21 protein-coding genes are annotated in these 23,910 nt (G+C 69.1%); 18 read left to right on the forward strand and 3 right to left on the reverse strand.

All coding sequences use genetic code 11. From position 1 onward, the window contains the following. The 5 genes from HB662_RS15885 to HB662_RS15905 are packed head-to-tail and all read left to right on the forward strand — an operon-like array spanning position 1 to position 4,114. On the forward strand, positions 1-840 hold the full coding sequence (locus HB662_RS15885; protein ID WP_168050769.1) for a polysaccharide deacetylase family protein: 840 nt from the start codon (positions 1-3) through the stop codon (positions 838-840). After that, complete coding sequence (locus tag HB662_RS15890) at positions 837-1,457, forward strand: carboxymuconolactone decarboxylase family protein (RefSeq protein WP_168050770.1); 621 nt, start codon at positions 837-839, stop codon at positions 1,455-1,457. Before HB662_RS15885 ends, HB662_RS15890 begins: the two co-directional genes overlap by 4 nt. A gap of 36 nt (positions 1,458-1,493) precedes the next feature. Continuing rightward, a complete protein-coding gene (locus HB662_RS15895; RefSeq protein WP_168050771.1) occupies positions 1,494-2,465 on the forward strand; it encodes a Bug family tripartite tricarboxylate transporter substrate binding protein in 972 nt (323 codons plus the stop codon). Positions 2,466-2,469: 4 nt separating this feature from the next. Beyond that, on the forward strand, positions 2,470-3,255 hold the full coding sequence (locus HB662_RS15900; RefSeq protein ID WP_168050772.1) for an SDR family NAD(P)-dependent oxidoreductase: 786 nt from the start codon (positions 2,470-2,472) through the stop codon (positions 3,253-3,255). 10 nt (positions 3,256-3,265) lie between these two features. Then, the gene (locus HB662_RS15905; protein ID WP_168050773.1) at positions 3,266-4,114 is read left to right on the forward strand and encodes an aspartate/glutamate racemase family protein; all 849 of its coding nucleotides are present in this window, start codon (positions 3,266-3,268) and stop codon (positions 4,112-4,114) included. Position 4,115: 1 nt separating this feature from the next. Here the strand turns inward: HB662_RS15905 and HB662_RS15910 are convergent, their stop codons facing one another. From HB662_RS15910 to HB662_RS15920, 3 genes are read right to left on the reverse strand one after another with little or no spacing between them, the layout of a single operon-like run. After that, on the reverse strand, positions 4,116-5,318 hold the full coding sequence (locus tag HB662_RS15910) for an MFS transporter (protein ID WP_168050774.1): 1,203 nt from the start codon (positions 5,316-5,318) through the stop codon (positions 4,116-4,118). Continuing rightward, positions 5,315-6,301, reverse strand: coding sequence for a dihydrodipicolinate synthase family protein (locus HB662_RS15915; protein ID WP_168050775.1), 987 nt, complete (start codon positions 6,299-6,301; stop codon positions 5,315-5,317). The genes HB662_RS15910 and HB662_RS15915 overlap by 4 nt, the downstream gene beginning before the upstream one ends. Positions 6,302-6,304: 3 nt before the next feature. Continuing rightward, positions 6,305-7,270: a tripartite tricarboxylate transporter substrate binding protein gene (locus HB662_RS15920; RefSeq protein ID WP_245185652.1), complete on the reverse strand. Its 966-nt coding sequence runs from the start codon at positions 7,268-7,270 to the stop codon at positions 6,305-6,307. A gap of 111 nt (positions 7,271-7,381) precedes the next feature. Between HB662_RS15920 and HB662_RS15925 the strand changes: the two genes are divergently transcribed. The 13 genes from HB662_RS15925 (at position 7,382) to HB662_RS15985 (ending at position 23,839) form a co-directional block, all read left to right on the forward strand. Beyond that, a complete protein-coding gene (locus HB662_RS15925; RefSeq protein ID WP_168050777.1) occupies positions 7,382-8,212 on the forward strand; it encodes an alpha/beta fold hydrolase in 831 nt (276 codons plus the stop codon). 166 nt (positions 8,213-8,378) lie between these two features. After that, positions 8,379-9,845, forward strand: a complete 1,467-nt coding sequence (pdxR, locus tag HB662_RS15930; RefSeq protein WP_245185653.1) for a MocR-like pyridoxine biosynthesis transcription factor PdxR — start codon at positions 8,379-8,381, stop codon at positions 9,843-9,845. A gap of 73 nt (positions 9,846-9,918) precedes the next feature. Beyond that, positions 9,919-11,244, forward strand: a complete 1,326-nt coding sequence (locus HB662_RS15935; RefSeq protein WP_168050778.1) for an aminotransferase class III-fold pyridoxal phosphate-dependent enzyme — start codon at positions 9,919-9,921, stop codon at positions 11,242-11,244. Further along, positions 11,241-12,491 (forward strand): aminotransferase class V-fold PLP-dependent enzyme, encoded by a 1,251-nt coding sequence (locus tag HB662_RS15940; protein ID WP_168050779.1) that lies wholly within the window; start codon positions 11,241-11,243, stop codon positions 12,489-12,491. Before HB662_RS15935 ends, HB662_RS15940 begins: the two co-directional genes overlap by 4 nt. 2 nt (positions 12,492-12,493) lie before the next feature. Next, on the forward strand, positions 12,494-13,975 hold the full coding sequence (locus HB662_RS15945) for a M81 family metallopeptidase (protein WP_168050780.1): 1,482 nt from the start codon (positions 12,494-12,496) through the stop codon (positions 13,973-13,975). 4 nt (positions 13,976-13,979) lie between these two features. After that, positions 13,980-15,473 (forward strand): M81 family metallopeptidase, encoded by a 1,494-nt coding sequence (locus tag HB662_RS15950; RefSeq protein WP_168050781.1) that lies wholly within the window; start codon positions 13,980-13,982, stop codon positions 15,471-15,473. A 14-nt stretch (positions 15,474-15,487) separates the two neighbouring features. Next, positions 15,488-17,119 carry an ABC transporter substrate-binding protein gene (locus HB662_RS15955; RefSeq protein ID WP_168050782.1) on the forward strand — a complete coding sequence of 544 codons (1,632 nt, stop codon included), beginning with the start codon at positions 15,488-15,490 and terminating at the stop codon, positions 17,117-17,119. Further along, positions 17,116-18,120, forward strand: coding sequence for an ABC transporter permease (locus HB662_RS15960; protein WP_168050783.1), 1,005 nt, complete (start codon positions 17,116-17,118; stop codon positions 18,118-18,120). Before HB662_RS15955 ends, HB662_RS15960 begins: the two co-directional genes overlap by 4 nt. After that, on the forward strand, positions 18,117-19,022 hold the full coding sequence (locus HB662_RS15965) for an ABC transporter permease (RefSeq protein ID WP_168050784.1): 906 nt from the start codon (positions 18,117-18,119) through the stop codon (positions 19,020-19,022). Before HB662_RS15960 ends, HB662_RS15965 begins: the two co-directional genes overlap by 4 nt. Further along, positions 19,019-19,855, forward strand: coding sequence for an ABC transporter ATP-binding protein (locus HB662_RS15970; RefSeq protein ID WP_168050785.1), 837 nt, complete (start codon positions 19,019-19,021; stop codon positions 19,853-19,855). The genes HB662_RS15965 and HB662_RS15970 overlap by 4 nt, the downstream gene beginning before the upstream one ends. Next, positions 19,852-20,616: an ABC transporter ATP-binding protein gene (locus HB662_RS15975; RefSeq protein WP_168050786.1), complete on the forward strand. Its 765-nt coding sequence runs from the start codon at positions 19,852-19,854 to the stop codon at positions 20,614-20,616. Before HB662_RS15970 ends, HB662_RS15975 begins: the two co-directional genes overlap by 4 nt. Before the next feature lie 488 nt (positions 20,617-21,104). Next, positions 21,105-23,510: a phosphoenolpyruvate synthase gene (ppsA, locus tag HB662_RS15980; RefSeq protein ID WP_168050787.1), complete on the forward strand. Its 2,406-nt coding sequence runs from the start codon at positions 21,105-21,107 to the stop codon at positions 23,508-23,510. Further along, the gene (locus HB662_RS15985) at positions 23,507-23,839 is read left to right on the forward strand and encodes a hypothetical protein (protein WP_168050788.1); all 333 of its coding nucleotides are present in this window, start codon (positions 23,507-23,509) and stop codon (positions 23,837-23,839) included. Before ppsA ends, HB662_RS15985 begins: the two co-directional genes overlap by 4 nt. The last annotated feature ends 71 nt before the right edge of the window (positions 23,840-23,910 follow it).

The raw sequence follows: 23,910 nt of genomic DNA on the forward strand, positions 1-23,910 counted from the left end.
ATGCCCCGTCACATCGCCTGCCTGTCCTTCGACTTCGATACATGGTCCGGCTTCGCCGCGCGCGGCATGACCACCCCGACCCCGACATCCCGCGGCGAGTTCGGCGTGATCGGCGCCGAGCGGATCCGCCGGCTGCTGAAGGACCGGCAGATCAAGTCGAGCTGGTACATCCCGGGTGTCGTCATCGAGACCTATCCGGAGGCCTGCGCCGCCGTGGTCGAGGGCGGCCACGAGGTCGGCCACCATGGCTACAGCCACATGCCGCCGGCCTGGCTGGAGGCGCAGCGCGAAGCCGACGAATTCGGCCGCGCGATGGACTGCATCGCGAAGCTGACAGGCGGCAAGCCGGCCGGCTACCGCTCGCCATCCTGGGACATCAGCGACCGCACCATCGACCTCATTTCACAGTACGGCCTGCGCTACGACAGCAGCATGATGGGCCATGATTGCAGCCCCTACTTCGCGCGACGCGGCGATGTGGTGGCGGCGGATGCGCCAATGCAGTTCGGCGAGACGACGGACCTGGTCGAGATCCCGATCAGCTGGTCGCTCGACGACCATCCGCATTTCGAGTTCATCCGCGCCAAGACCGAGGTGCTGCCCGGCCTGTCCAACGCCAATGCGGTGCTGGAGAACTGGCTGGCGGATTGGGAGTACATGCAGCGCACGGAGGAATGGGGCGCGCTGGTCTTTACCTTCCACCCCTATGTCGTCGGTCGCGGTCACCGCATGCTGATGCTGGAGAAGCTGATCGATGCGCTGATGAAGCAGGGGGCGGTCTTCCAGACGCTGGACGAATTGCAGCGGGAATACCGCGGCCGCGTCGGCAAGCCGGCATGAGCGCGCCCTGGAATGCGGCGCCCGGCCGCGCCTGCCGCCTGCCGGACCCGACACCCGAGACCGCACCGGAAACCGCCGCGGCCTTCGCCAAGGTCGCAGCGAGCCGTGGCTGGGTCTCCAACCTGCTGACCTCGCTCGGCCACGCGCCGGAGGCGCTGGCCCGCTTCTCCGCGCTGGGCCACTACGGCCGCTACGGAACGGAGCTCAGCGAACGGCAGCGGGAACTCGTGATCTGCATCGTCGGGCGGAACATCGCCTATGCCTGGGCGCATCACGCGCCGCTGGCACTGGACAATGACGTGACGGAGGCGGAACTGGCGGCGATCAAGGCCGGGCGCACGCCGGATGGGCTGGACGCCGCCGACCAGGCGCTGTGCGACTTCGTCTTCGCATTCACCGCCTTCGGCGGCGTGCCGGAGCCGATCTGGGAGGCGGTATCGGCCAGCTTCACGACGCGCCAGGCCACGGACATCGCCATGCTCGCGGCCTACTACCTTGCGGCCGGGTCGCTGATCATGGGCCTCGGCGTGCAGGTGGAGCCGCCGGAGATCCTGGCGATCGAACGCGATTGGCAGAAGCGGCCCCGCCAGGGCGACCAGGTGGTCGCGAAGGGCTGAGGCCCGATCAAACATCACGAGCAGGGAACAGGATCGATGCACCGCAGAACTCTCGGGGCCGCCGCGGCGGCATTCGCCCTCGGCACCCTGCCGCGACCCGGCGCCGCGCAGGATTGGCCAAGCCGACCGATCCGTATCGTGCTGCCGGTGCCGCCGGGGGGCGGCACCGATATTCTCGGCCGCATCGTGCAGCCGCATCTGCAGGAACGCCTCGGCCAGCCGGTGCTGATCGAGAATCGTGCCGGCGGCGGCATGACCATCGGCACCAACATCGTCGCCAAGGCGGAACCCGATGGCCACACGATGCTGATGATCGACACCGCCATCGCGGTGAATCCGCATCTGTACCGCAACCTGCCCTACGACACGCAGCGCGACCTGCAGCCGGTGGCGCTCGCGGCGACCGCGCCGGTGATCCTGGTGACCACGCCGAGCTTCCCCCCGAACACGGTGGCGGAGCTGCTAGCCTATGTGCGCGCCAATCCCGGCCGCGTGAATTTCGCCTCGGGCGGCAACGGCACCTCGACCCATCTGTCGGGTGAATTGCTGCGCCATGTCGGTTCGCTCGACATCGTGCATGTGCCCTACCAGGGCACCGGCCCGGGTGTGGCCGCGTTGCTCGGCGGGCATACCCAGATGATGTTTGCGGGCATCAGCTCGACCCGGCCGCATGTCGAAGCCGGACGGTTGAAGGCGATTGCCGTGACCGGCGAATCCCGCTCCGCCTCCATGCCGCAGGTGCCGACCTTCGCCGAGGCCGGGCTGCCGCAGATGGATGCCGAGACGATCTGGGGATTCTGGCTGCCGGCCGCGACACCCCCGGCGATCGGCGAGCGCTTTGCGCGCGAATTGACGGCCGTGCTCGCGATGCCCGCGGTGAAGCAGCGCGTGGCGGAACTCGGCTTCGTGCCACGCGGTGGCACCCCCGCCGCCTATGGCGCCCGCTTCCAGGCGGAGCTGGCGAAATGGGGTCCGATCGTGCGCGCCGCCGGCGTGCAGGCGGGCTGATCCGATGAACGCTCGCTTCGACGGCAAGGTCGCCGTCATCTCCGGCGGCGGCGGTGGCATCGGCCACGCCGCCAGCCTGGCATTCGCCGCCGCGGGCGCGCGCATCGCGGTCTGCGACCTCGACGCCGCGCGCTGCGAACGCACCGCGGCCGCCGTCGTGGCCGCGGGTGGCGAGGCGATCGCGCTACCCACCGACATCACCGACGATGCCCAGGTGGCCGCCGCAGTCGCCAAGGCCGTTGCGCGCTTCGGGCGCCTGGACATCCTGTACAACTGCGCCGGCGGCACCGTGCCGCAGGACGGCACCGTTACCGACGTGCCGCTGGATGTCTTCGACCGCACCTTCAACCTCGACGTACGCGGCACCTTCCTGTGCTGCCGCCATGCGGTGCCGGAGATGATCCGCGCCGGTGGCGGCGCCATCATCAACATGTCCTCCGGCGCTGCCCTGCGCGGTGCCAGCCCGTTCCACGTCTACAGCGCCGCCAAGGGCGCGATCCTGTCGCTGACACGCGCCCTGGCCGGGACCTACGCGAAGCAGGGCATCCGCGCCAATGTCATCGCCTCCGGCCGGGTGATGACGGACCGCATCATCCGTACCTTTGGCGCGCTGGACGATCAGGCGAAGCATAACGACCCGCAGGACCCGGTTGGGCGGCTGCGCGACTATCCGTTCTGGGTCGGTGAGCCGGAGCACATCGCTGCGACTGCGGTGTTCCTCGCCTCCGATGCCGCGCGGATGATCACCGGCGCCACCATTCCGGCCGATGGCGGCCGATCCGCCTATTGAGGACCCTTGCATGCCCTACCGCTTCCTGCTGGTCAGTGCCTTCTCCCTGCCCGATACCGCCGGCTACCGCATGCGCGCCTTCAGCGGGCGGAAGCAGGACATGTTGCTGAACCACGAGATGCTGGAGCCGCTGCTGGACGGCGAGGAATGGGACGTGCATCCGGGCGCGCCCGCCACACATGGCGAATGGCCGGTCGAGACGCGTGAGGAATTCGCCGTCACCGGCGTCAACCGGCTGAAGGTGGTGCGGGAGGCCTGCGAGACCGGCCGCTACAACGCGATCGTCCTGCTCGGCGGTGGCGATCCGGGCTATGTGGAAGCGCGCGAGATCGGCCATCGTCACGGCATCGCCATCACCGCCTGCGCGCATGCGCAGATGCATGCGGCGGGAATGCTCGGGCATCGCTTCTCGATCATCGACATCTCGGAGAACCATAACCTCCGGATGGCGGATCTGGTGGTGCAGTACCGCATGACCGACCGCTGCGCCTCGATCCGCAACCTCGAATTCCCGCTGCCACGCCCGGCCCATGCCGGCCGCGTCTCGGTGCAGGATGAGAGCGAGCGCTACCGGCGCGACCAGACCTCGGACATGCTGGAGAGCGCCGTCGCGGAATCCATCGCCGCGATCGAGGAGGATGGCGCCGAGAGCATCATCCTCGGCTGTTCCGCGGCGTATTGGCTGCAACCCGTGCTGCGCCGTCGCCTGGCGGAGATCGGCTGGGACGTGCCGGTGCTGGAAGGCTACCGCTGCGCCATCGCACAGGCGAAGATGCTGGTGGACCTTGGCGTGGATGCCAGCGGCGTCGCCTTTCCGAAGGACCCGCCGCCACGCACCCGCCGCCGCAAATTCGTCTGACCTATCGGCGCAGCAGCGCCGGCGCGACCAGGGCCGTCACCACCGCAAGCTGCAGCGCCACCGCCACCATCGGCACACCCCAGCCGCCGCTCGCGGCCACCAGCAGCGCGAAGATCGCGGGACCGGCAACATAGCCGAGGAAGGTCAGCAACGTGGAGCCGGAGGTGGCGTCGGACACATGCTCCCGCGGCACAAGCCGCGCGACCTCCGCCAGGTAGATGCCGTTCCAGCTTGCGGCGACGAAGCCGGCGACCGCGGCAAGCGTTGCCGCCAGGGCCGGGCTGGCGCCGACCGGAAGCGAGGCGAAGACCAGCACCGCCACCGCCGCCACGCCGCCCTGCACCAGCAGGTTGAGGCTGGGCCTGCCGGTGCGGTCCGCCAGCCACCCCAGCAGGATTCGCGCGACGACGCCCGCCCCCTGCATCGCCGCGAAGGCGCCACCCGCCTGCACCAGCGTCAGGCCGCGGGCTTCCACCAGCCAGGTGACGGTGAAGGCGAACAGGCAGCCCTGCACCATGGCGAAGGACACGGCGAGCAGGGTCAGCGGCAGCAGCGCCGGCGACAGGCGCAGCGCGGCATAGGGCGCGGCGAGCGTCTTCGGACTGAACACGCTGCGCAGACCGATGGATCGTGCCGGGTCGCGCTCCGCGTCCAACTCCTGCCGCAGACCTTGGATAGCCAGCGCAGAGACCAGCGCCGTGGCGGCACAGACCAGCAGGGCAGCGCCCCAGCCATAGGCGCTGGCCACCGGCGCGGTCACCAGCCCCGCCAGCACGCCGCCCAGCGGCGCGCCGGCCTGCTTGACGGAGAAGATCAGCGACCGGTGGCTCGGCGGCGCCGTGGCGGCCAGGATGCGGCTGCCGGCCGGCGGGCTGGGGCCGTAGCCGATGCCGAGCAGCAGCGCCGCCAGCACCAGCGCCGGCATGGTACCGACCGCGAGCGTCAGCAGCCCAACCGCGGACAGCGCGGCGCCCACCTGCAGCATCCGCACCGGACCCAGCCGCGCCAGGAACGGGCCGCCGAAGGCCAGGAACAGCACCGTGCCGAAGGCATTGATCGCGGACAGGTTGCCGATCGCCTCCGATGCAAGTCCGAGGCTGCCGGTCAGCAGCGGTGCGACGACCGGCAGGCTCTGCGCCATGAAGGACGCGATGACCTGCATCAGCAGCGTCGCGCCCAGCGCCGCGACCCACGGTGCCCTCACGCCGCTTCGCCCGGCAGCAGGCCGGCCTGGCGCAGCACCGCGACGCATTCCGCCACATCGCGCGGATCCGGCGAATCCAGCGCCGGGCGCCATCCGCTGCCCGCATTCATGCCGAGCAGCCCGGCGAGTGTCTTGAACAACGCGACATGGTGGAACCCCTGGGCGAAGTAGCGGCTCTGCAACCGGCTGGCGATGGCGCCGAGGCTTCGCATGTGGCGTGCCGCCTCGGTGAAGTCGTCGCGCAGCGCGGCGTCCAGGAAGCGGCCGCAATGCGGCGTCTCCGGCGTCTGGCACAGCACGGGGCGCGAGGAGCCGATCATGAAGCGCGGCGCACGGTCCGGATAGGCCAGCCGGCCGTGCAGGAAGTACTCCTCGAGCGAGGTGGCGACGGCGATGCGGTCGCCGACGCGCTCCATCATGCGTGCATAGGCGGCGACATCCAGCGTGGTGTTCTGCAGGGCGCAGACATTCGGCAAATGCAGCAGCGCCTCCACCTGGTCCGGCGCCAGGTAGTAGCCGAGCTCCGACAGGGTGGTACTGTAGACCACCATGCCGATGTCGATGCGCGCCGCGACATGTTCGTAGAAGCCGCGCACGCCCGCTGCATTGCGCGGCCCGTAATAGGGCGGCCAGACCATCACCAGGTCGGCGCCCGCGGCCTTCGCGTGCCGCGCCAGTTGCACGACATTTGCCGCGGCGGGGTCGGAGCAGCCGATGACCACGGGCATGCGCCCGGCCACCTCATCCAGCACCACCTCCGTCACCCGCTCGCGCTCCGCCAGCGTCAGCGCCCAGAACTCCTGGTGCAGGGAATGTACTGAAAGCCCGCCGACGCCGGGCAGCGACAGGGTGCGCCGGACATTGTGGCGCAGCCCCGCCTCGTCGATCGCGCCATCAGCCTGGAACGGCGTGTAGAGGATGGTCATGTAGCCGCGCAGTTCCGCGCGCACCCATTCCCGCGCCTCGGCCATGGCGTAGCGCATGGCTCAGTCGAGCCTGACGCTGGCTCGCCGCACCACATCGGCCCATTTCGCCGTCTCGGTCCGCAGATTCTCGGCATAGGAAGCGGCCGGGCCGCCGATCGGATCGAAGCCGAGGCTGCGCAACCTGTCCTGCACATCCGGATGCGTTACCGCAACGCGGAATGCCTCGGACAGCCGCGCGACGATCGGCGCGGGCACGCCAGCCGGCGCGAGCGCGCCCCAATAGGTGGAGGCTGTGACATCCGGCAGGCCGGCCTCCGCGAAAGTGGGCACATCCGGCAGTGCGGCGGCGCGCTGGGGTCCCGTCACGGCCAGCGCACGCAGGCGGCCGCTGTCGACATGCGGGCGTGCGGCGCTGATACCGTTGAACATCAGCGGCACATGGCCGGCCACCACATCCGTCGTCGCAGGGCCGGTGCCGCGATACGGCACATGCACCAGGTCGATGCCGGCGACCAGCTTCAACAACTCGCCCGCCAGATGAGTCGAGGCGCCGTTGCCACCGGAGGCATAGCTGAAGCGCCCCGGCTGCGCCTTCGCCTGCGTCACCAGTTCCTGCAGCGTTCGCATCGGCGCGCCGGGATGCGCGAGCAGGATCACCGGCCCGGTGGCCAGCAGGCTGACCGGCGCGAAGTCCTTGGCGCTGTCATAGGGAAGTTGCGGGAACAGCGAAGGGTTGATGGCGAAGCTGCTATCCACGACCACCACGGAATAGCCATCCGCCGGCGAGCGCGCGACAAGATCGGCGCCGATGGTGCCGCCCGCGCCGGCACGGTTCTCGATCACCACCGGTTGGCCGAGCGACGCGCGCAGATGCGGCTCCAAGATTCGCACCAGATTGTCGGTGCCACCACCCGGCCCGAAGGGCACCACGATGCGCACGGGACGTTCGGGAAAACCTTGCGCCAGCGCGGGGGCTGCAAGTGCCATCAGGCTCGATGCGGCGAGCAGCGTTCGGCGATGGATCATGGGCATGTCGATCTCCCTTGGCTCGAAGCAGCATCGTAATCCTCAGGGTGGATTGCGCAATGCCGCGTCACGAAGGACCCTGTGCGCAGCACAGCGCAAGGAGACTCTGCGATGCCCCATCCCACCGGGCTGCAGCCCAACATGGCCTTCCTGACCGCGAGCGACGGCGTGCGCCTGGCTTGGCGGGTCGATGACTTCACCGATCCCTGGCGCACACCGCCGACACCGGTGCTGCTGCTGCACGCCGCGATGGGTTCCTACCGCCGCTGGTTCGGCTGGATTCCGCAACTGGCACGCCGGCGGACCACGCTGAGCCTGGAGCTGCGCGGGCACGGGGCCTCCGCCGTGCCGACGGAAGCGCAGCCGCTGACCGTGGAGCGCCTTTTTGCGGATGTGGTGGAACTGCTCGACCATCTCGGCATCGCACGCGCGCATGTCGTCGGCCTGTCGGCTGGCGGCTATGTCGGGCAGCGACTGGCGATGGAACATCCGGACCGCGTCGCCACGCTGTCCCTGTTCGCCTCCACCCCGGGCCTGCGCAACAGCCAGGCGGGCACCTGGCCCGCCAAGGCCGCGGAGATGGGGCTGGAGGCCTTCATGCGGCAGGGTATCGCCGACCGCTTCGCGCCGGACAGCGACCCGGGCCTGGTCGACTGGTTCTGTCGCCAGACCGGCAGCAACAACCTGCCCTTCATCGGCCGCTTCGTCGCGCATATGGCGAGCCGCGACTGGGAGGATGAACTGCCGCGCATCCAGTGCCCGACACTGCTGGTTGCGCCGGGCCATGAGCCGATCGGGTCGCACGACCAGTATGAACGCATGCAGGCGCTGATTCCGGATGCACGGCTGATCTCGCTGGAGGGCATGCCGCACAATATTGGCGATGCCGCGCCGCAAGCCTGCGTCGAGGCCTTGCTCGGCTTCCTGCCCGACGCCGACTGACGAGCCGCCCGGTCGGCCCGGCATCCGGCGCCGCGTTGACGCTGGCTGCCAGGGGCCATCGCACGCCCTCCCCGCGACGGCGGGGGTGGGTCGGGGTGGGGGCAGGCGCCGATGCGACACCATGCGAGGCGTTCCGATGGCGCTGTCGCTCCTGTAGGATGGCCGCATGTGGTCTTCGCTGCTGGGTCTCGACCTGAATGCCGGCATGCCGAGGCAGATGGCGCTGCGCCAGGCCGTGGTCGCCGCGATCAACGCCGGCCGGCTGGCGCCGGGGCAGCGGCTGCCAGCTTCGCGCAGCCTGGCGCGCGAACTCGGCCTGGCCCGCAACACCGTGGTCGCGGCCTATGAGGCCCTGGTCGAACGCGGAGTACTGGCCGTGGAGCCGCGTCAGGGCGTCTTCGTCGCCAGCCTTGGCGGCATGGCCCCGCCGCCAGCAACTCCGCCGGCAGGCCTGGACTGGGATGCGAGGCTGGCACGGCGTCCGAACCGGCAGCGCAACATCATCAAGCCGACGGATTGGCAGCGCTACCCCTTCCCCTTCGTCTATGGCCAGGTGGACCCGGAGCTGTTCCCGCTGGCCACCTGGCGCGCCCTGTCGCGCGATGCGCTGGGCCGCGCGGCGGTGAACCATTGGGCGGCGGACCATGCCACCGCAGACGACCCGCAATTGATCGACGCCATCTGCCGCCACGTGCTGCCGCGTCGTGGCGTGCATCCCCGCCCCGGCGAGGTGCTGGTGACTCTCGGGACGCAGCACGGCCTGTTCCTTCTGGCTTCGCTGCTGGCGCGGCCCGGAGGCCTGGTCGGCATCGAGGACCCCGGCTACCCGGATGCCCGCAACATCGCCGAGCTGCACGGCGCCACGATCCGCCCGCTGACGCTCGATGAGCATGGCGTGCGGCTGGATGCGCAGATGCAAGGCGTGGGGCTGGCGATTGTCACGCCGGGTCACCACTGCCCGACCATGATCACCATGCCACTGTCGCGGCGGGAGGCACTGCTCGACTGGGCCGGGCGGGAGGATGCCCTGCTGGTCGAGGATGACTACGAAACCGAGGCCGGGCCGAGCATCGCCCTGCCACCGCTGATGGCGCTGGACCGCGGTGGACGCGTGATCCTGCTCGGCAGCTTCTCCAAGATCCTGGCGCCTGGACTCAGGCTCGGCTTCATGGTCGGCCCGGCGCCGCTGATCGCCGAGGCCCGTGCCCTGCGGCGGCTGATGCATCGCAGCGTGCCGCTGAACAACCAGCGCACCGCAGCGCTGTTCCTCGCCGAGGGCCATTACCAGGCGCTGCTGCGCAAGCTGAGCGAGGCGCTGCGTAACCGCTGGGACGTCGCGGCACGGGAAGTGGCGCGGCATCTGCCCGGCTTCCAGCGCAGCCCGAGCACCGGCGGCAGCAGCCTGTGGCTGTGCTGCCCAGCCGACATCGATGGCCCCGCTTTGTTCGCCGCCGCCCGCACGCGCGGCGTGCTGGTGGAGCCGGGCGAGGCCTTCTTCGCCACGCCTGGCGCCGGGCGGCAGCATTTCCGGCTGGGGCTTTCCTCGATCCCCGCGACGCGCATCGCCGCCGGCATCGCGGCCCTGGCGGCAGCCGCGGCCGAGGTGGCTGGCAGGCCTGGACCCATCGATTAACCCTTCGTGGACCTGTCGCGGGCCGCCGGCGCAGGCGCCCAATCCGCCTGTCGAGCATTCAAGGGCATGACAGATGTCGCAGGCGGTGATCCGGTCGCACAACCAGCCTTATGAGCATCACTGGATGCCCTTCACGGCGAACCGCGCCTTTCGCGACGATCCGCGCGTCCTGGTGCGCGCCGAGGGCATCCATTACTGGAACGACCGTGGCGAGAAGCTGCTGGACGGCATCGCCGGCCTGTTCTCCACCCCCGCCGGCCATGCACGGCCGGAGATTGCCGCCGCAGTTGCCAGGCAGCTTTCGCAGCTCGATTTCGCCCCGCCCTTCCAGTTCGGCACCCCCGGCGCCTTCCAGCTCGCCACCGAGCTGGCCAAGCTGACGCCGGCCGGACTCGACCGGATCTTCTTCGTCGGCTCGGGTTCCGAATCCGTTGAGACGGCCATCAAGATCGCGATCCAGTACCATCGCCGCCGTGGCGAGGGGCAGCGGCTGCGCGTGGTGGGGCGCGAGAAGGCCTATCACGGCGTGAATTTCGCGGGCTGGTCCGTGGGTGGCATGGTGCGCAACCGGGACCAGTTCGGCCTCGGCATGCCCGGCGCGCTGCACATGCGCCACACCCACCTCCCCGATAACCACAACGTGATGGGGCAGGGCGAGCACGGCGCGGACCTCGCCGATGATCTGCAGCGCTTCGTCGATCTGCATGGGGCGGACACCATCGCCGCCTGTATCGTCGAGCCTGTGGCCGGTTCGGTGGGCGTGCTGGTGCCGCCAAAGGGCTACCTCGACCGCCTGCGGAAGATCTGCACCGACCACGGCATCCTGCTGATCTTCGACGAGGTGATCACGGGTTTCGGCCGCATGGGCGCCAATTTCGGCAGCCAGGCCTTCGGCGTGACGCCCGATATCATGACCATGGCGAAGGCGATCACCAACGGCGCGATCCCGATGGCCGGTGTCGCCGTCTCCCGCGCCGTGCATGAGACGATCGTCGAGCAGGCGCCGATGGGCGGCATCGAGTTCTTCCACGGCTACACCTGGTCCGCCCACCCCGCCGCCTGCGCCGCCGCACTGGCCAGCCTGGCGATCTACCGGGAGGAAGCGCTGTTCGAGCGGGCGCGCGCGCTTTCGCCGTATTTTCTCGAAGCCGTTGCGTCCTTGAACGATCTGCCCGTGGTGACCGAGACGCGCGGCTTCGGCCTGATGGCGGCGGTGGATCTGGCACCCGGCACCTCCCCGGGCGCGCGCGGCTTCGAGGTGCTGAACAAGCTGTTCCAGGCCGGCGTCGTGGTGCGGGTGACCATGGACACCATCATCCTCGCGCCGCCCTTCACCTACACATGCGAGAATGTTGACGAACTCGTCGGCCTGATCCGCAAGACGGTCGGCAAGCTGTGAGCCGCACCCGCTTCCCGAGCAACGGCCGCCCGCGCGCCGAATTGCTCGATGCCCTGGAAGCGATGCGGGACGGCGATGCGGATTGGCGGCATGGCCGCGTGCCGCTCTATGTCTTCGGAGCCACGGATGACGTGGCGGAGATCGGCAAGGCCGCCTTCAACGCCTACTTCACGGAGAACGCGCTGGGCGGCAAGCGCGCGTTCGCCAGCCTGCGTCGGATGGAGGAGGAGGTGCTCGGCATCGGGCTCGACCTGTTCCACGCGCCGGAAGGGGCCAGCGGCACGCTGACCGGTGGTGGCACAGAGAGCATCCTGCTCGCGGTGAAATCGGCGCGGGATGCGCAGCGGGCGCTGCGCGGTGGCCGTCATGCCGCCAATCTGGTGCTGCCGGTCTCGGCGCATCCAGCCTTCGACAAGGCGGCGGTCCTGATGGATCTGGAGGTCCGCCGCGTACCGGTCGCGCCCGACTACCGCGCCGATGTGGCGGCAATGGAAGCGGCCATCGATGCCGACACCATCCTGCTGGTCGGCTCCGCACCCTGCTTTCCCTATGGCGTCGTGGACGACATTCCGGCGATCGGCGACGTCGCGCTACGGCACGGCGTGGCGTTGCATGTCGATGCCTGCGTCGGCGGCTATGTCGCGAATTTCGCGCGGGAGCTTGGCGCGACGTTCGGTCCCTTCGATTTTGCGGTGCCGGCTGTCGTCTCACTCTCCGCCGATCTGCACAAGTTCGGCTTCTGTCCAAAGCCGGCCTCCACCGTCTTCTTTAGGGATGCGGTGCGCGCGGGCGCAGCGGGCTTCGATCTCGATGTCTGGCCGAATGGCCGCTTCGCGACCAACACCTTCGTCGGCACACGGCCGGGCGGCGCGGTGGCCGCGGCCTGGGCGGTGTTGAACTTCCTGGGGCGCGAGGGCTATCTGGAGATCACGCGTCGCCTGCTGGCGATGCGCCAGGACTACGAGGCGGGGATTTCCCGGATCGATGGCCTGGCGGTGGTCGGCAAGCCGGACCTGTCGATCCTCGCTGTCGGCAGCAGCGACCCTGCGATCGACATGTTCAAGGTCGCGGACGGAATGTCGGCCCGCGGCTGGATTCCCGGCCTGGTGCGGCAGCCGCGCGCCCTGCACAGCATGATGTCCCTGCTGCATGAACCGGCCCGGGAGGATTGGCTGCGGGATGTCGCAGCCTCCGTCACGGAGGCGCGGTCCGCGGTGGCTCCGGCGCAGCAGCAGGCGGTGTACTGATCATGACGCGCCACGTCCTGCTCGCCTCGATCAAGCATGAGAGCCACACCTTCAACCGCTTTCCCACCAGCTTCGCGCTGATCCGCCGCCAAGGCTGGCGGGAGGGCACGGCGGTGGTGCAGGCCTATCGCGACACCGGCTCCGAGATGGCCGGCTTTCTCGACGTGGCGGAGGCGGCGGGCTGGCACATCATGACGCCGATCGCGATGAACGCCACATCCGGCGGTCGTGTCGCGGCGGACGCCTTCGCCGCGGCACTGGACGCGCTGGAGGCCGGGATCAAGGCGGCGGGAAAGCTGGACGGGATCCTGCTGGCGCTGCACGGCGCCATGGCGGCGGAGGGCGAGGATGATGCGGATGGCGCGATCCTGTCGCGCGTCCGCACCCTGGTCGGGCCCGACATCCCGCTGGCCGCGACGCTGGACCTGCATGCGAACGTGTCTGACCGCATGGCGGCTTCTGCGAACATCCTTGTCAGCTACCGCACCAACCCGCATGTCGATCACCGTGAGACGGCGCATCGCGCCGCGCAACTGTTGATGCGCGCGATGGAAAGCGGCGTGCTGCCGGTCAGCGTGGTGGAACGCGCACCGACGCTGGTCGGATTCGACCGGGGCCGCACCCATACCGGCCATGGCCCGATGATCGATGCGCTCGCCGAGGCGGATCGCCTGGAACGCGATGTGCCTGGCGTGCTCGCGGTCTCCGTCAATGGCGGCTACAGCCACGCCGACATGCAGGATGCCGGGCCCAGCGTGATTGTTACGGGCGAAGGCGATGCGGCGCTGCTGCGCGAATACGCCGCGTCGCTGATGCGCATGGGCTACGAACGCCGGGCGGAGGAGACGGTGCGCCTCGCCACCATCCCGGAGGCGATCGCCGCCATGCGGGAAGGTCCGTTTCCTTGCGTCGTGGCGGACTACACTGATGCACCAGGCGGCGGTGCCTATGGCGATGCCACGCCGATGTTGCGCGCGATGATCGAGGCGGGACTGACAAACGCCGCCTTCGGCGCGATCTTCGACCCGAAGGCGGCGGCCATGGCTTGTGACGCCGGCGAGGGTGCGCGGCTGCACCTGTCCTTCGGCGGCTGGATCGATCCCGCCTTCTCCGGCGCGCCGATCGAGGCGGAGGTTGAGGTGCGGCATGTGTCGGATGGCGCCTATGTGCATGACGGCCCCTATGCCCCTGGCACCTGCGCCAGCTTCGGGCGCAGCGCGCTGGTCCGCGTCGGTGGGGTCGATGTCATCCTCTCCACGGAGAACAAGAACATCCTCGACCTGCAGCAATTCCGCATCTTCGGATTGGAGCCTGCGCGCCTTAGCGCCATCGGCCTGAAATGCATGCATGGCTTCCGTGCCGCCTTCGAGCCGATCGCGGCGCGCGTGCTGGCCTGCGATGCAGGCGGGCTCACCACCTACCAGTATGAACGCCTCGGCTTCACCCGGGTGCGCCGGCCGGTCTGGCCGCTGGATGCGGTGTAGCGCCATGCGGGTCCTGGCAGCACAGATCAAGCACGAGACCAACGGCTTCAACCGCAACCCGACGACGCTCGCAGACTACCGCAGCGCCAGTCTCCGCCTCGGGGAGGAGGTGGCGCGGATCTATCGCGGCACCAGGCTGGAGATGGGTGGCTTCATCGCCGCGGCGGAGGCGCAGGGTTGGACGCTGTTCCACCCGGTCTGCGCTACCGCCAACCCGTCCGGCCCCGTCACCGATGAGGCTTTCGAGTACCTCCTCACGCAACTGCTGGATGGCATCCGTGCCGCGCTGCCCTTGGATGGCGTGCTGCTGGCGCTGCACGGCTCCATGGTGACGGAATCGCTGGACGATCCCGAGGGCGAAATCCTGCGCCGGGTACGCCAGGCGGTCGGGCCCGATGTGCCCGTCGCGGTGACGCTCGACCCGCACGGCAATGTCACGCCGGAGATGGTGGCGCATGCCGACATCATGACGGCGTTCCGCACCAGCCCGCACACGGACCACTACGAAACCGCGCGCCGCGCCGCCGCGATGCTCGCCCGTGCCATGCGCCGGGAGGTGCGCCCAACCCTGTCACTGGCGCGCCGCCCCATGCTGACCGGCTTCGATGGCTGCCGCACCCATACCGGCCACGGCCCGATGATCGAGGCGCTGGCCATGGCAGCGGAGATGGAGGCGGAGCCTGGCGTGCTCTGCGTCTCCATCCAGTCCGGCTACTCGCGCTGTGACAGCGAAGCGGTCGGGCCCAGCGTCATCGTCACCGGCGATGGCAACGATCCGCGCTACCAGGTCCTCGCCGAGCGAATGATGGATTTCTGCTGGCAGACGCGCGGCGTGGTGACCGAGACGGTGCTGCCGGTCGAGGCCGGCATCGCGGCGGCCAGGGCCTGGAAGCCGGGCGAGCGCCCTGTCGTACTCGGCGATTTCGGCGATGCGCCAGGCGGTGGCGGCTATGGCGATGGCACCGCGATCCTTGCCGCATTGATCGAGGCGCGGATCGAGGGCGCGGTGGTCGCGGCCATGATCGATCCGGCCACCGCGGCACAGGCCTGCGCCGCCGGGCGCGGCGCGCGCATCCAGGTCAGCCTGGGTGGGCGGGAGGATCCGGCGATGGGTGGCGGTCCTGTCATCGGCGAGGCCGAGGTGCTGGCCATCTCGGACGGCGCCTATGTCCACAAGGGCCCCTACGGAACCGGCACGCGCAACAGCTTCGGGCCCAGCGCGGCGCTTCGCATCGGTGGCGTGGAGGTGATCGTCGCCAGCCAGACCCGCGGCATCTACGATCTGGAGCAGCTCCGCATCTTCGGCATCGAGCCGACCGAGCGCGCCGTGCTGGCGGTGAAATGCATGCATGGCCACCGCGCGGCCTTCGAACCAATCTCCAGCCGGTGCCTCGACATCGATTCCGGCGGATTGACGAGCGGCGATCCGAAACGCTTCACTTTCCGCCGCGTCCGGCGCCCGGTCTGGCCGCTCGACGACATCGCCTGGCCATCATGAGGAAGGGCAGACACATGCTGACTGACCGGCGCGGCTTTCTGGGTTCCGCGGGGCTGCTGGCCTCGGCGGCGATCGTCACACGCGGCGCGCAGGCGGCGACGCCGCGCGACGCACTTGTCATCGTGCGGGAGATCTCCTCGATCTCGGATTGGGACCCCGCAGTTTCCCAGATCCTCGACACCAACGAGATCAATGGCGACCTTTATGACCGGCTGATCGGCTTCGATCCGCGTGATCCCCGGCAATTGGGCCCGATGCTGGCCGAGCGCTGGGACGTGGCGCAGGACGGCAAGCGCATCACTTTCCACATGCGCGCCGGTGCCAAATTCCACTCCGGCAACGCGGTCACGGCGCATGATGTCGCCTACAGCTTCAAGCGCCTCCTTCTGCTGGGGCGGGAGCCTTCTTCCGGCATCCGCCAGCTCGGCTTCACGCCGCAGAACATCGATGCCAATGCGCGCGCCGATGGCGACAGCCGCTTCGTCCTGACGCTGGAGGAGCGTTTCGCGCCCAGCTATGTGCTGGCGCTGCTGTCGAGCGCCTCCTTCTCCATCCTCGACGCCAAGCTGTTGCAGGCGCATGTCGAAGGCGGCGACTTTGGCAGCAAGTGGGTCTCGCGACGTACCGGTTCGGAACCCTCCGCAGGTTCGGGCCCCTACCGCATCCAGACCTACCGCGCGTCGGACCTGCTGATCCTGGCGCGCAACGACGATTACTGGCGCTTCCGCCCGCCGCTGCGGCGCGTGATCTTCCGGCATGTGCCGGAAGCCGGCACGCAACGCCTGCTGCTGGAACGCGGTGACGCCGATGTGGCCTTCAACCTGACGGCACAGGATGCGGAAGCCCTGCGTGGCGTCTCAGGCGTCAAGGTCGAGGACTTCCCCTCCCGCCGCATCCTGTATTTCGGCTTCAACACGCTCACCAAGCCCTTCGACGATCTGCGGGTGCGGGAAGCCATGAAGTGGCTGATCGATTACGAGGGCCTGGAACGCACGGTGATGCGCAACCTGGGCTTCGTGCATCAGAGCTTCGTGCCGCGCGGCTGGCTCGGTGCGCTGGATGAGAAGCCGTACAAATTCGACGTCAACCGCGCCAAGCAGTTGCTCACCGAGGCTGGCCATGGCGATGGCTTCGGCTTCCGCTTCACCGCCTACAACCGCAAGCCGGAAATGGACCTCGCGACCTCCTTCCAGGCGACGGCCGCGCAGGCTGGCGTGCGCGTCGAAGTGCAGAACATGCCGCCGAGCCAGTCCATTCCACTCTATCGCGACCGCCGCGTGGAGGCCCTGCAGCTTTCCTACTACGGCGGCTACGGCGACCCGCATGCGACGGCGAGCAAATTCGCCTTCAACCCCGCCGCGATGCCCGGCGTCGATCCGGAAAGCCGCTGGCCGAGCGAGCTGACCTGGCGCCTCGGCTGGGCGCCGCGCGACCTCTCGCGGCGCGTGGCGGAGGCGACGCAGGAACTGGACGAGTCGAAGCGCGGCACGTTGTACCAGGACATCCAGCGCGACGCCCGAAAGGAAAGCCCCTTCGCGTTCATGTTCCAGGCCACGCTGGCGCTCGGCATGCGCGACAATGTGCGGGGCTATGTCTATGGCAGCCGCGGCGCCGATACGAGCTTCGCGAATACCTCGAAGACATGACCAGGGCGCTGGCGCGGCAGGCGGGCATTCTTGCCGCGACCTTCCTGGGGCTGTTCTTCGTGACCTTCGCGATCGGGCGGCTGATGCCGCTCGATCCGGTGCTGGCCGTCACCGGGCCGGATATCTCGGACGAGATCTACCAGCAGGTGCGCGCGGAGATGGGGCTGGACGACCCGATCATCGTGCAGTTCTTCCGCTATACCTGGCAGGTGGCGCGGCTTGATTTCGGCACATCGATCGTGACGCGGGAGACGGTGGCGGCGGATATCCTCCGCGTCTTTCCGGCGACGCTGGAACTGGCGACGGCGGGCACGCTGATCGGCATGCTGATCGGGGTGCCGGCCGGCATCGCCGCGGCGGTCTGGCGTGGCGGGGTGGTGGATGCGGTGGTGCGGGTGCTGACGCTGGTCGGCTACTCGGCGCCGGTGTTCTGGAAGGGGCTGATGCTGCTTCTGGTCTTCTACGTCTGGCTCGGCTGGGTGGAAGGCCCGGGCCGCATCGATGTGGTCTGGGAAGGCATGGTGGAGCCCGTGACCGGCATCATCATCCTCGATGCGGCCATGGCCGGGGAATGGGAGATGGTGCAGAACGCCTTCGGCCATCTGATTCTGCCGGCCGTCAGCCTGGGCTATGGCGCGGCCGCGTATATCGGGAGGATGACGCGCAGCTTCATGCTGGACCAGATGCGCCAGGAATATGTCACCGCCGCGCGTGCGAAGGGGCTTTCCGAATTGCGCATCGTGGTGCGCCACGTGCTGCCAAACTGCGCGGTCCAGCTCATTACCGCCGTGGCACTGACCTATGGCCTGCTGCTGGAGGGCGCGGTGCTGACCGAGACGGTGTTTGCCTGGCCGGGGCTCGGCCAATACATGACGCGGGCGATGTTCAACGCGGATATGAACGCCGTGCTGGGCGGCACCTTCGTCATCGGCGCCGTGTTCGTTGCGCTGAACCTGGCTGCCGACACGCTGTACCGGGTGCTGGACCCCCGCGCAGGATGAGCGACACCCTTCCCTGGCGCGCCCGGCTGCTCTCGGGCGAATACGCGTCCCGCCGGGAGGCGTCGCTGGCGCGCTTCTATCTAGGCTGGCTGGCGCTGCGGCGCAGCCCGGCGGCGATGGCGGGCCTGCTGATTGTGGGCCTGCTGATCCTGACCGCGATTCTGGCGCCGTGGATCGCGCCGTACCATCCGGATGTGCAGGCGCTGGACCGTGCGCTGCAGCCGCCTTCCGCCGCGCATTGGTTCGGCACGGACGAATTCGGCCGCGATGTCTTTTCCCGAATCGTCTGGGGCGCGCGCGTCACGCTGTACATCGTGCTGCTGGTCGCGGCCCTGGCCGCGCCGGTCGGGCTGCTGGTCGGCTGCGTCGCCGGCTATCTCGGCGGCTGGGTCGAGGTGGTGCTGATGCGCCTGACGGACATTGCGCTGGCATTTCCACGGCTGGTGCTGGCCCTGGCCTTCACCGCGGCGCTGGGGCCGGGTCTGGAGCATGCCGTCATCGCCATCGCCCTCACCGGCTGGCCGCCCTATGCCCGCATCGCCAGGGCGGAGACGCTGACCCTGCGGCGCAGCGACTTCATCGCGGCGATCCGGCTGCTCGGTGGTTCCTCCTCCCGCATCGTGCTCAAGCACATCGTGCCGCTTTGCCTGCCCTCCCTGCTGGTGCGGGCGACGCTCGACATGGCGGGGGTGATCCTGATCGCGGCGGGGCTCGGCTTCCTGGGATTGGGTGCGCAGCCGCCGACCGCCGAATGGGGCGCCATGCTGTCCTCCGGGCGGGACTACCTGCTCTCCGCCTGGTGGGCGGCAACCTTTCCCGGGCTTGCCATCTTCATCGTCAGCATGGGCTTCAACCTGCTGGGCGATGGCCTGCGCGACGTGCTGGATCCGAAACACGCATGAATCCGCTATTGCAGGTCGAGGATCTAGATGTCCGCTTCGCCACGCCGATGGGCCTGGTCCATGCGGTGCGCGGCGTCGGCTTCACCATGGGGCGGGAGAAGCTGGCGATCGTCGGGGAATCCGGATCGGGAAAATCGGTCACGGGACGCGCGCTGATGGGGCTGGTTGCCCCACCCGGGCGGGTTTCCGCGCATCGGCTGGATTTCGACGGCATCGCACTGGCCGATGCCGGTCCCGTGGCCTTCCGGCGCCTGCGCGGCAAGCGGATCGGCCTGGTGATGCAGGACCCGAAATTCTCGCTCAATCCGGTGCAGCGTATCGGCGAGCAAATCTCGGAAACCCTGCGGCTGCACACCGGCCTGTCCTCCGCCGCGGCGCGTTCGCGCAGCATGGCGATGCTGGAAGCGGTCCGGATCAGCGACCCGGAGCGCGTCTATCGCGCCTACCCGCATGAGCTTTCCGGCGGCATGGCGCAGCGCGCAATGCTGTCCATGATGCTAGTCGCGGAACCGGACCTGCTCATCGCCGATGAGCCGACCTCGGCGCTGGATGTGACCGTGCAGCTGGAGATCCTCTCGATTCTCGACGAGCAGATCCGCCTGCGCGGCATGGGCCTGATCTTCATCAGCCACGACCTGCGGCTGGTCTCCCGCTTCTGCGACCGCGTTCTGGTCATGTATGCGGGACGTGTCGTGGAGACCATCGCCGCCGCCGATCTCGCGCACGCAAAGCACCCCTACACGCAGGGACTGTATCGCTGCCTTCCGAACCTCGACCGTCCGGGCGAGAAGCTGCCGGTGTTGAACCGCGACCCGGCCTGGCTGACCGCATGAGCCTCCCCTTCCTTGAGGTCGCGGCGCTGGAGGTCAGCTTCGGCGCCGGCGCACAGGCGGTGCGCGCGGTGCGCGGCGTGTCCTTCGCCGTGCAGCGCGGCGAGAGCTTCGGGCTGGTCGGTGAATCCGGCTCCGGCAAATCCACCATCCTGCGCGCGCTGGTCGGCCTCAATCCGGCGAGCGGCGGCAGCATGCGGGTGGATGGCGTGGAACTCGGCATGACGCGCGACAAGGCGCTGCGCCGCCGCATGCAGATGGTGTTCCAGGACCCATACGGCTCGCTGCATCCGCGCCAGACGGTTGACAGCCAGCTTTCGGAAGCGCTGCGGATCCAGAGCCTGGCGGATGGCGAACGGCGCATCCGTACCATCCTCGACCAGGTTGGCCTGGGTCCACGCTTTCGCTTCCGCTATCCGCACCAACTATCCGGCGGCCAGCGGCAGCGTGTCGCCATCGCCCGTGCGCTGATCGTCGAGCCGGAGATCCTGTTGCTGGATGAGCCGACCTCGGCACTGGATGTCTCGGTGCAGGCGGAGGTGTTGAACCTGCTGATGGCGCTGCGGCAGGAACGCAACCTGACCTACATCTTCGTCAGCCACGATCTTTCCGTCATCGCCACCATGTGTGGTCGCCTGGCCGTGATGCAGTCGGGCGCCATCGTGGAGGAGCTGTCGGCGTCGCAGCTGCGCGATCGCCACACCACCACCGACTACGCGCGCACCCTGCTGGCTGCCAGCGAAGGCTATCGTCCGCAAGGCTGAGACGACGCCGCGCATGTCGCGCGGAAAGGACCGCGGGATGTGCCGCAGCCGCCCCAGCTGCCGAAGCAGCCGCGAGGGGCGACTTTCGCCGCAAGGCCTCGGTGCGCCGCATGCCGAAGCGGCTGCGCCGGCCGATCTCCTGGCAAACGCATGCGGACCGGCAGGGTCGCTCGAAGCCGCCGGCAAGGCCGGCAAGGCTCGGTGACCCTGCCAGCGCCAAGCCCGAGACGCAGGTTCCGCGACCGCCCCAGGATAGCACCATCGGGCCGGCCGGCTTGACACAGCGCAAGGCGCAGCATGCCCGCGCCGGTCCAGGATGCCGCCGAGCCGATGATGCGACCCATGCGAGGAAGGTGCCGATGAACCGTCAAGGCGTTGCCGCCGACGTCCGCGCCGATCGAGCCCCGACAAGCCCGACCACGCCGACACACACCGCAACGTTTCGAGCCGATGCGGACCACTCGCCATCCCAGCATGAAGGGGCACCCATGTCACAGGACCTGGTCATCTGGTTCGAGGAACTGGGCGTCGCGGATGTGCCGCGGGTCGGCGGCAAGAACGCATCGCTCGGCGAGATGACCCGGGCGCTAGGCGCCGCCGGCGTGCAGGTACCTGCCGGCTTCGCCACCACCGCCACGGCCTATCACGCCTACCTCGACGCCAACGGGATCGCGGGCCCGCTGCGCGACCGTCTGGCCGATTTCCGCGCCGGGACCGCGACCCTGCAGGAGGCCGGGGAGGCCATCCGCCAATTGTTCCTGGACGGCCAGATGCCGGCCCGGATCGCCGAGGCGGTACGGGACGCCTATCGCCAGCTCGGCCAGCGCCAGAAGGAGGATGCGCCATCCGTCGCGGTGCGGAGCAGCGCAACGGCGGAGGACCTGCCCACCGCCAGCTTCGCCGGCCAGCAGGAGACCTTCCTGAACGTGCGCGGCGAGACTGCCCTGCTCGACGCCTGCCGCCGTTGCTACGCTTCGCTGTTCACCGACCGCGCGATCGCCTACCGCGAGGCGCAAGGCTTCGATCACCTGGCCGTGGCTCTCTCCATCGGGGTGCAGGTGATGGTCCGCTCCGACCTGGCAGGGTCGGGCGTGATCTTCACGCTCGACACCGAGACGGGCTTTCCCGACGTGGTCGTTCTCAGCGCCGCCTGGGGGCTTGGCGAGACCGTGGTGCAGGGGACCGTCGAGCCCGACAAGCTCACGGTCTTCAAGCCGTTGCTGGACGACGAACGGATGATCCCCATCATCGAGCGGACCCGTGGGGCCAAGGCGCAGAAGCTGGTCTATGCGACCGGCGGCAGCGCGCGAACCATGCTGGTGGAAACGACGCGGCGCGAGCGCGAGAGCTTCGTGCTGCGGACGGCGGAGGTACTGCAGCTCGCGCGATGGGCCGTCGCGGTGGAGCGGCATTACGGCCGACCGATGGATCTCGAATGGGCCAAGGACGGCCGGACCGGCGAGTTGTTCATCGTGCAGGCGCGGCCCGAGACGGTGCAGGCCCGGCGTGCCGGCCCCCTCCGGAGCTGGCATATCCGCGCGCACCGCGCGCAACCCATTCTCACGGGATCGGCGGTCGGCGAGGCCGTTGCGGCGGCCGAGGCCTGCGTGATCCGCAGCGCCGAGGACATCGCCGGCTTCCGGGACGGCGCCATCCTCGTGACGGAGGCGACCGACCCGGACTGGGTTCCGATCATGCGCCGCGCCGCCGGTATCGTGACGGATCACGGCGGCACCACCAGCCACGCCGCCATCGTCAGCCGCGAACTGGGCGTACCGGCCGTGGTCGGGACCGGCCACGCCACCACGACGTTGAAGGAGGGGCAGATCATCACCCTGTCCTGCGCCGAGGGTGACGAGGGGCGCGTCTATGAGGGCCGGCTCGAGTTCAGCGAAACCGAGCTCGACATCGCCGCACTGCCGCCGACGCGCACGGCGCTCATGCTGAACCTCGCCAATCCGGCCGCGGCGCTACGCTGGTGGCGGCTGCCGGCGGCAGGGGTCGGCCTGGCGCGGATGGAGTTCATCATCAACGATCACATCCGCATCCATCCCATGGCACTGGTCCGCTTCGATACGCTGCGCGACGAAAAGGCGAAGCGGCAGATCCAGGAAATCAGCCGCGGCTGGCCCTCCAGGACCGAGTATTTCGTCGATCGGCTGGCGCAAGGCATCGCGCGTCTCGCAGCGCCCTTCCATCCGCATCCGGTGATTCTTCGGCTGTCTGACTTCAAGACCAACGAATACGCCCACCTGCTCGGCGGCGCGGAGTTTGAGCCGGCGGAGGAGAACCCGATGCTCGGCCTGCGCGGCGCCTCACGTTACTATTCCGACCGCTATCGCGATGGCTTCGCCCTGGAATGCCGCGCCATCCGCCGGGTGCGGGAGGAAATCGGGCTGCGCAACCTCATTGTCATGGTGCCCTTCTGCCGCAGCCCCGCGGAGGCCGACCGCGTGCTGGCGGAAATGGCGCGGAACGGCCTGCGTCGCGGTGAGGATGGGCTGCAGGTGTATGTAATGTGCGAGATCCCCTCGAACGTCATCCTGGCCGAGGAATTCGCCGCGCGCTTCGACGGCTTCTCCATCGGCTCCAACGACCTGACGCAACTCGTGCTCGGGGTGGACCGCGATTCGGCTGAGCTCGCGCCGCTGTTCGATGAGCGGGACGAGGCGGTGAAACGCATGATCGCCGATGTCATCCGGCGCGCGCATGCCTGCGGCGCGAAGGTGGGCATCTGTGGCGAGGCGCCGAGCAACCATCCCGACTTCGCCGCCTTCCTGGTCGAGCAGGGCATCGATTCGATCTCGTTGAACCCCGACAGCTTCGCCGGCACGCTGCGACGCGTGGCGGAAATGGAAGCGCAGCTGGCTACCGGAAAGGAAGTGGCACCATGACGACGCAAAGCGTGCTGGTCGAGGTCGCGGCGGAGCGCACGCGGCAGGATGCGCAATGGGGCGGCGGAGAATGCGATGATGCGCTGCCGGTGACGACCTTCGTCCAGTTGATCGGGGACTATGCCGGCTGGGCGCGGGTGAAGGCCCGCGAAGGCTCCGCCGTCGAGGCACGGCAACGCCTGGTCCAGGTGGCGGCTTTGGCCGTGGCGGCGGTGGAGACGCTCGACCGCCGTGGCGGCGGCCGGGCCGACCCCGCGCAGCCCGGCGAAATGTCCAAGGCTTCCGCCGACAGCCCTGCCCCGGGAAGCGCAGGGCTGAGTTGGGAGTGATGCCGGGCCGGCAGCTTCAATCCGCCAGGCGGCGCCGCACAGCCACGCCGCCGTGGGTTCCGGATCTGTCG

Origin of the sequence: Falsiroseomonas frigidaquae, from assembly GCF_012163145.1 — a bacterium.
GTDB lineage: Bacteria > Pseudomonadota > Alphaproteobacteria > Acetobacterales > Acetobacteraceae > Falsiroseomonas > Falsiroseomonas frigidaquae.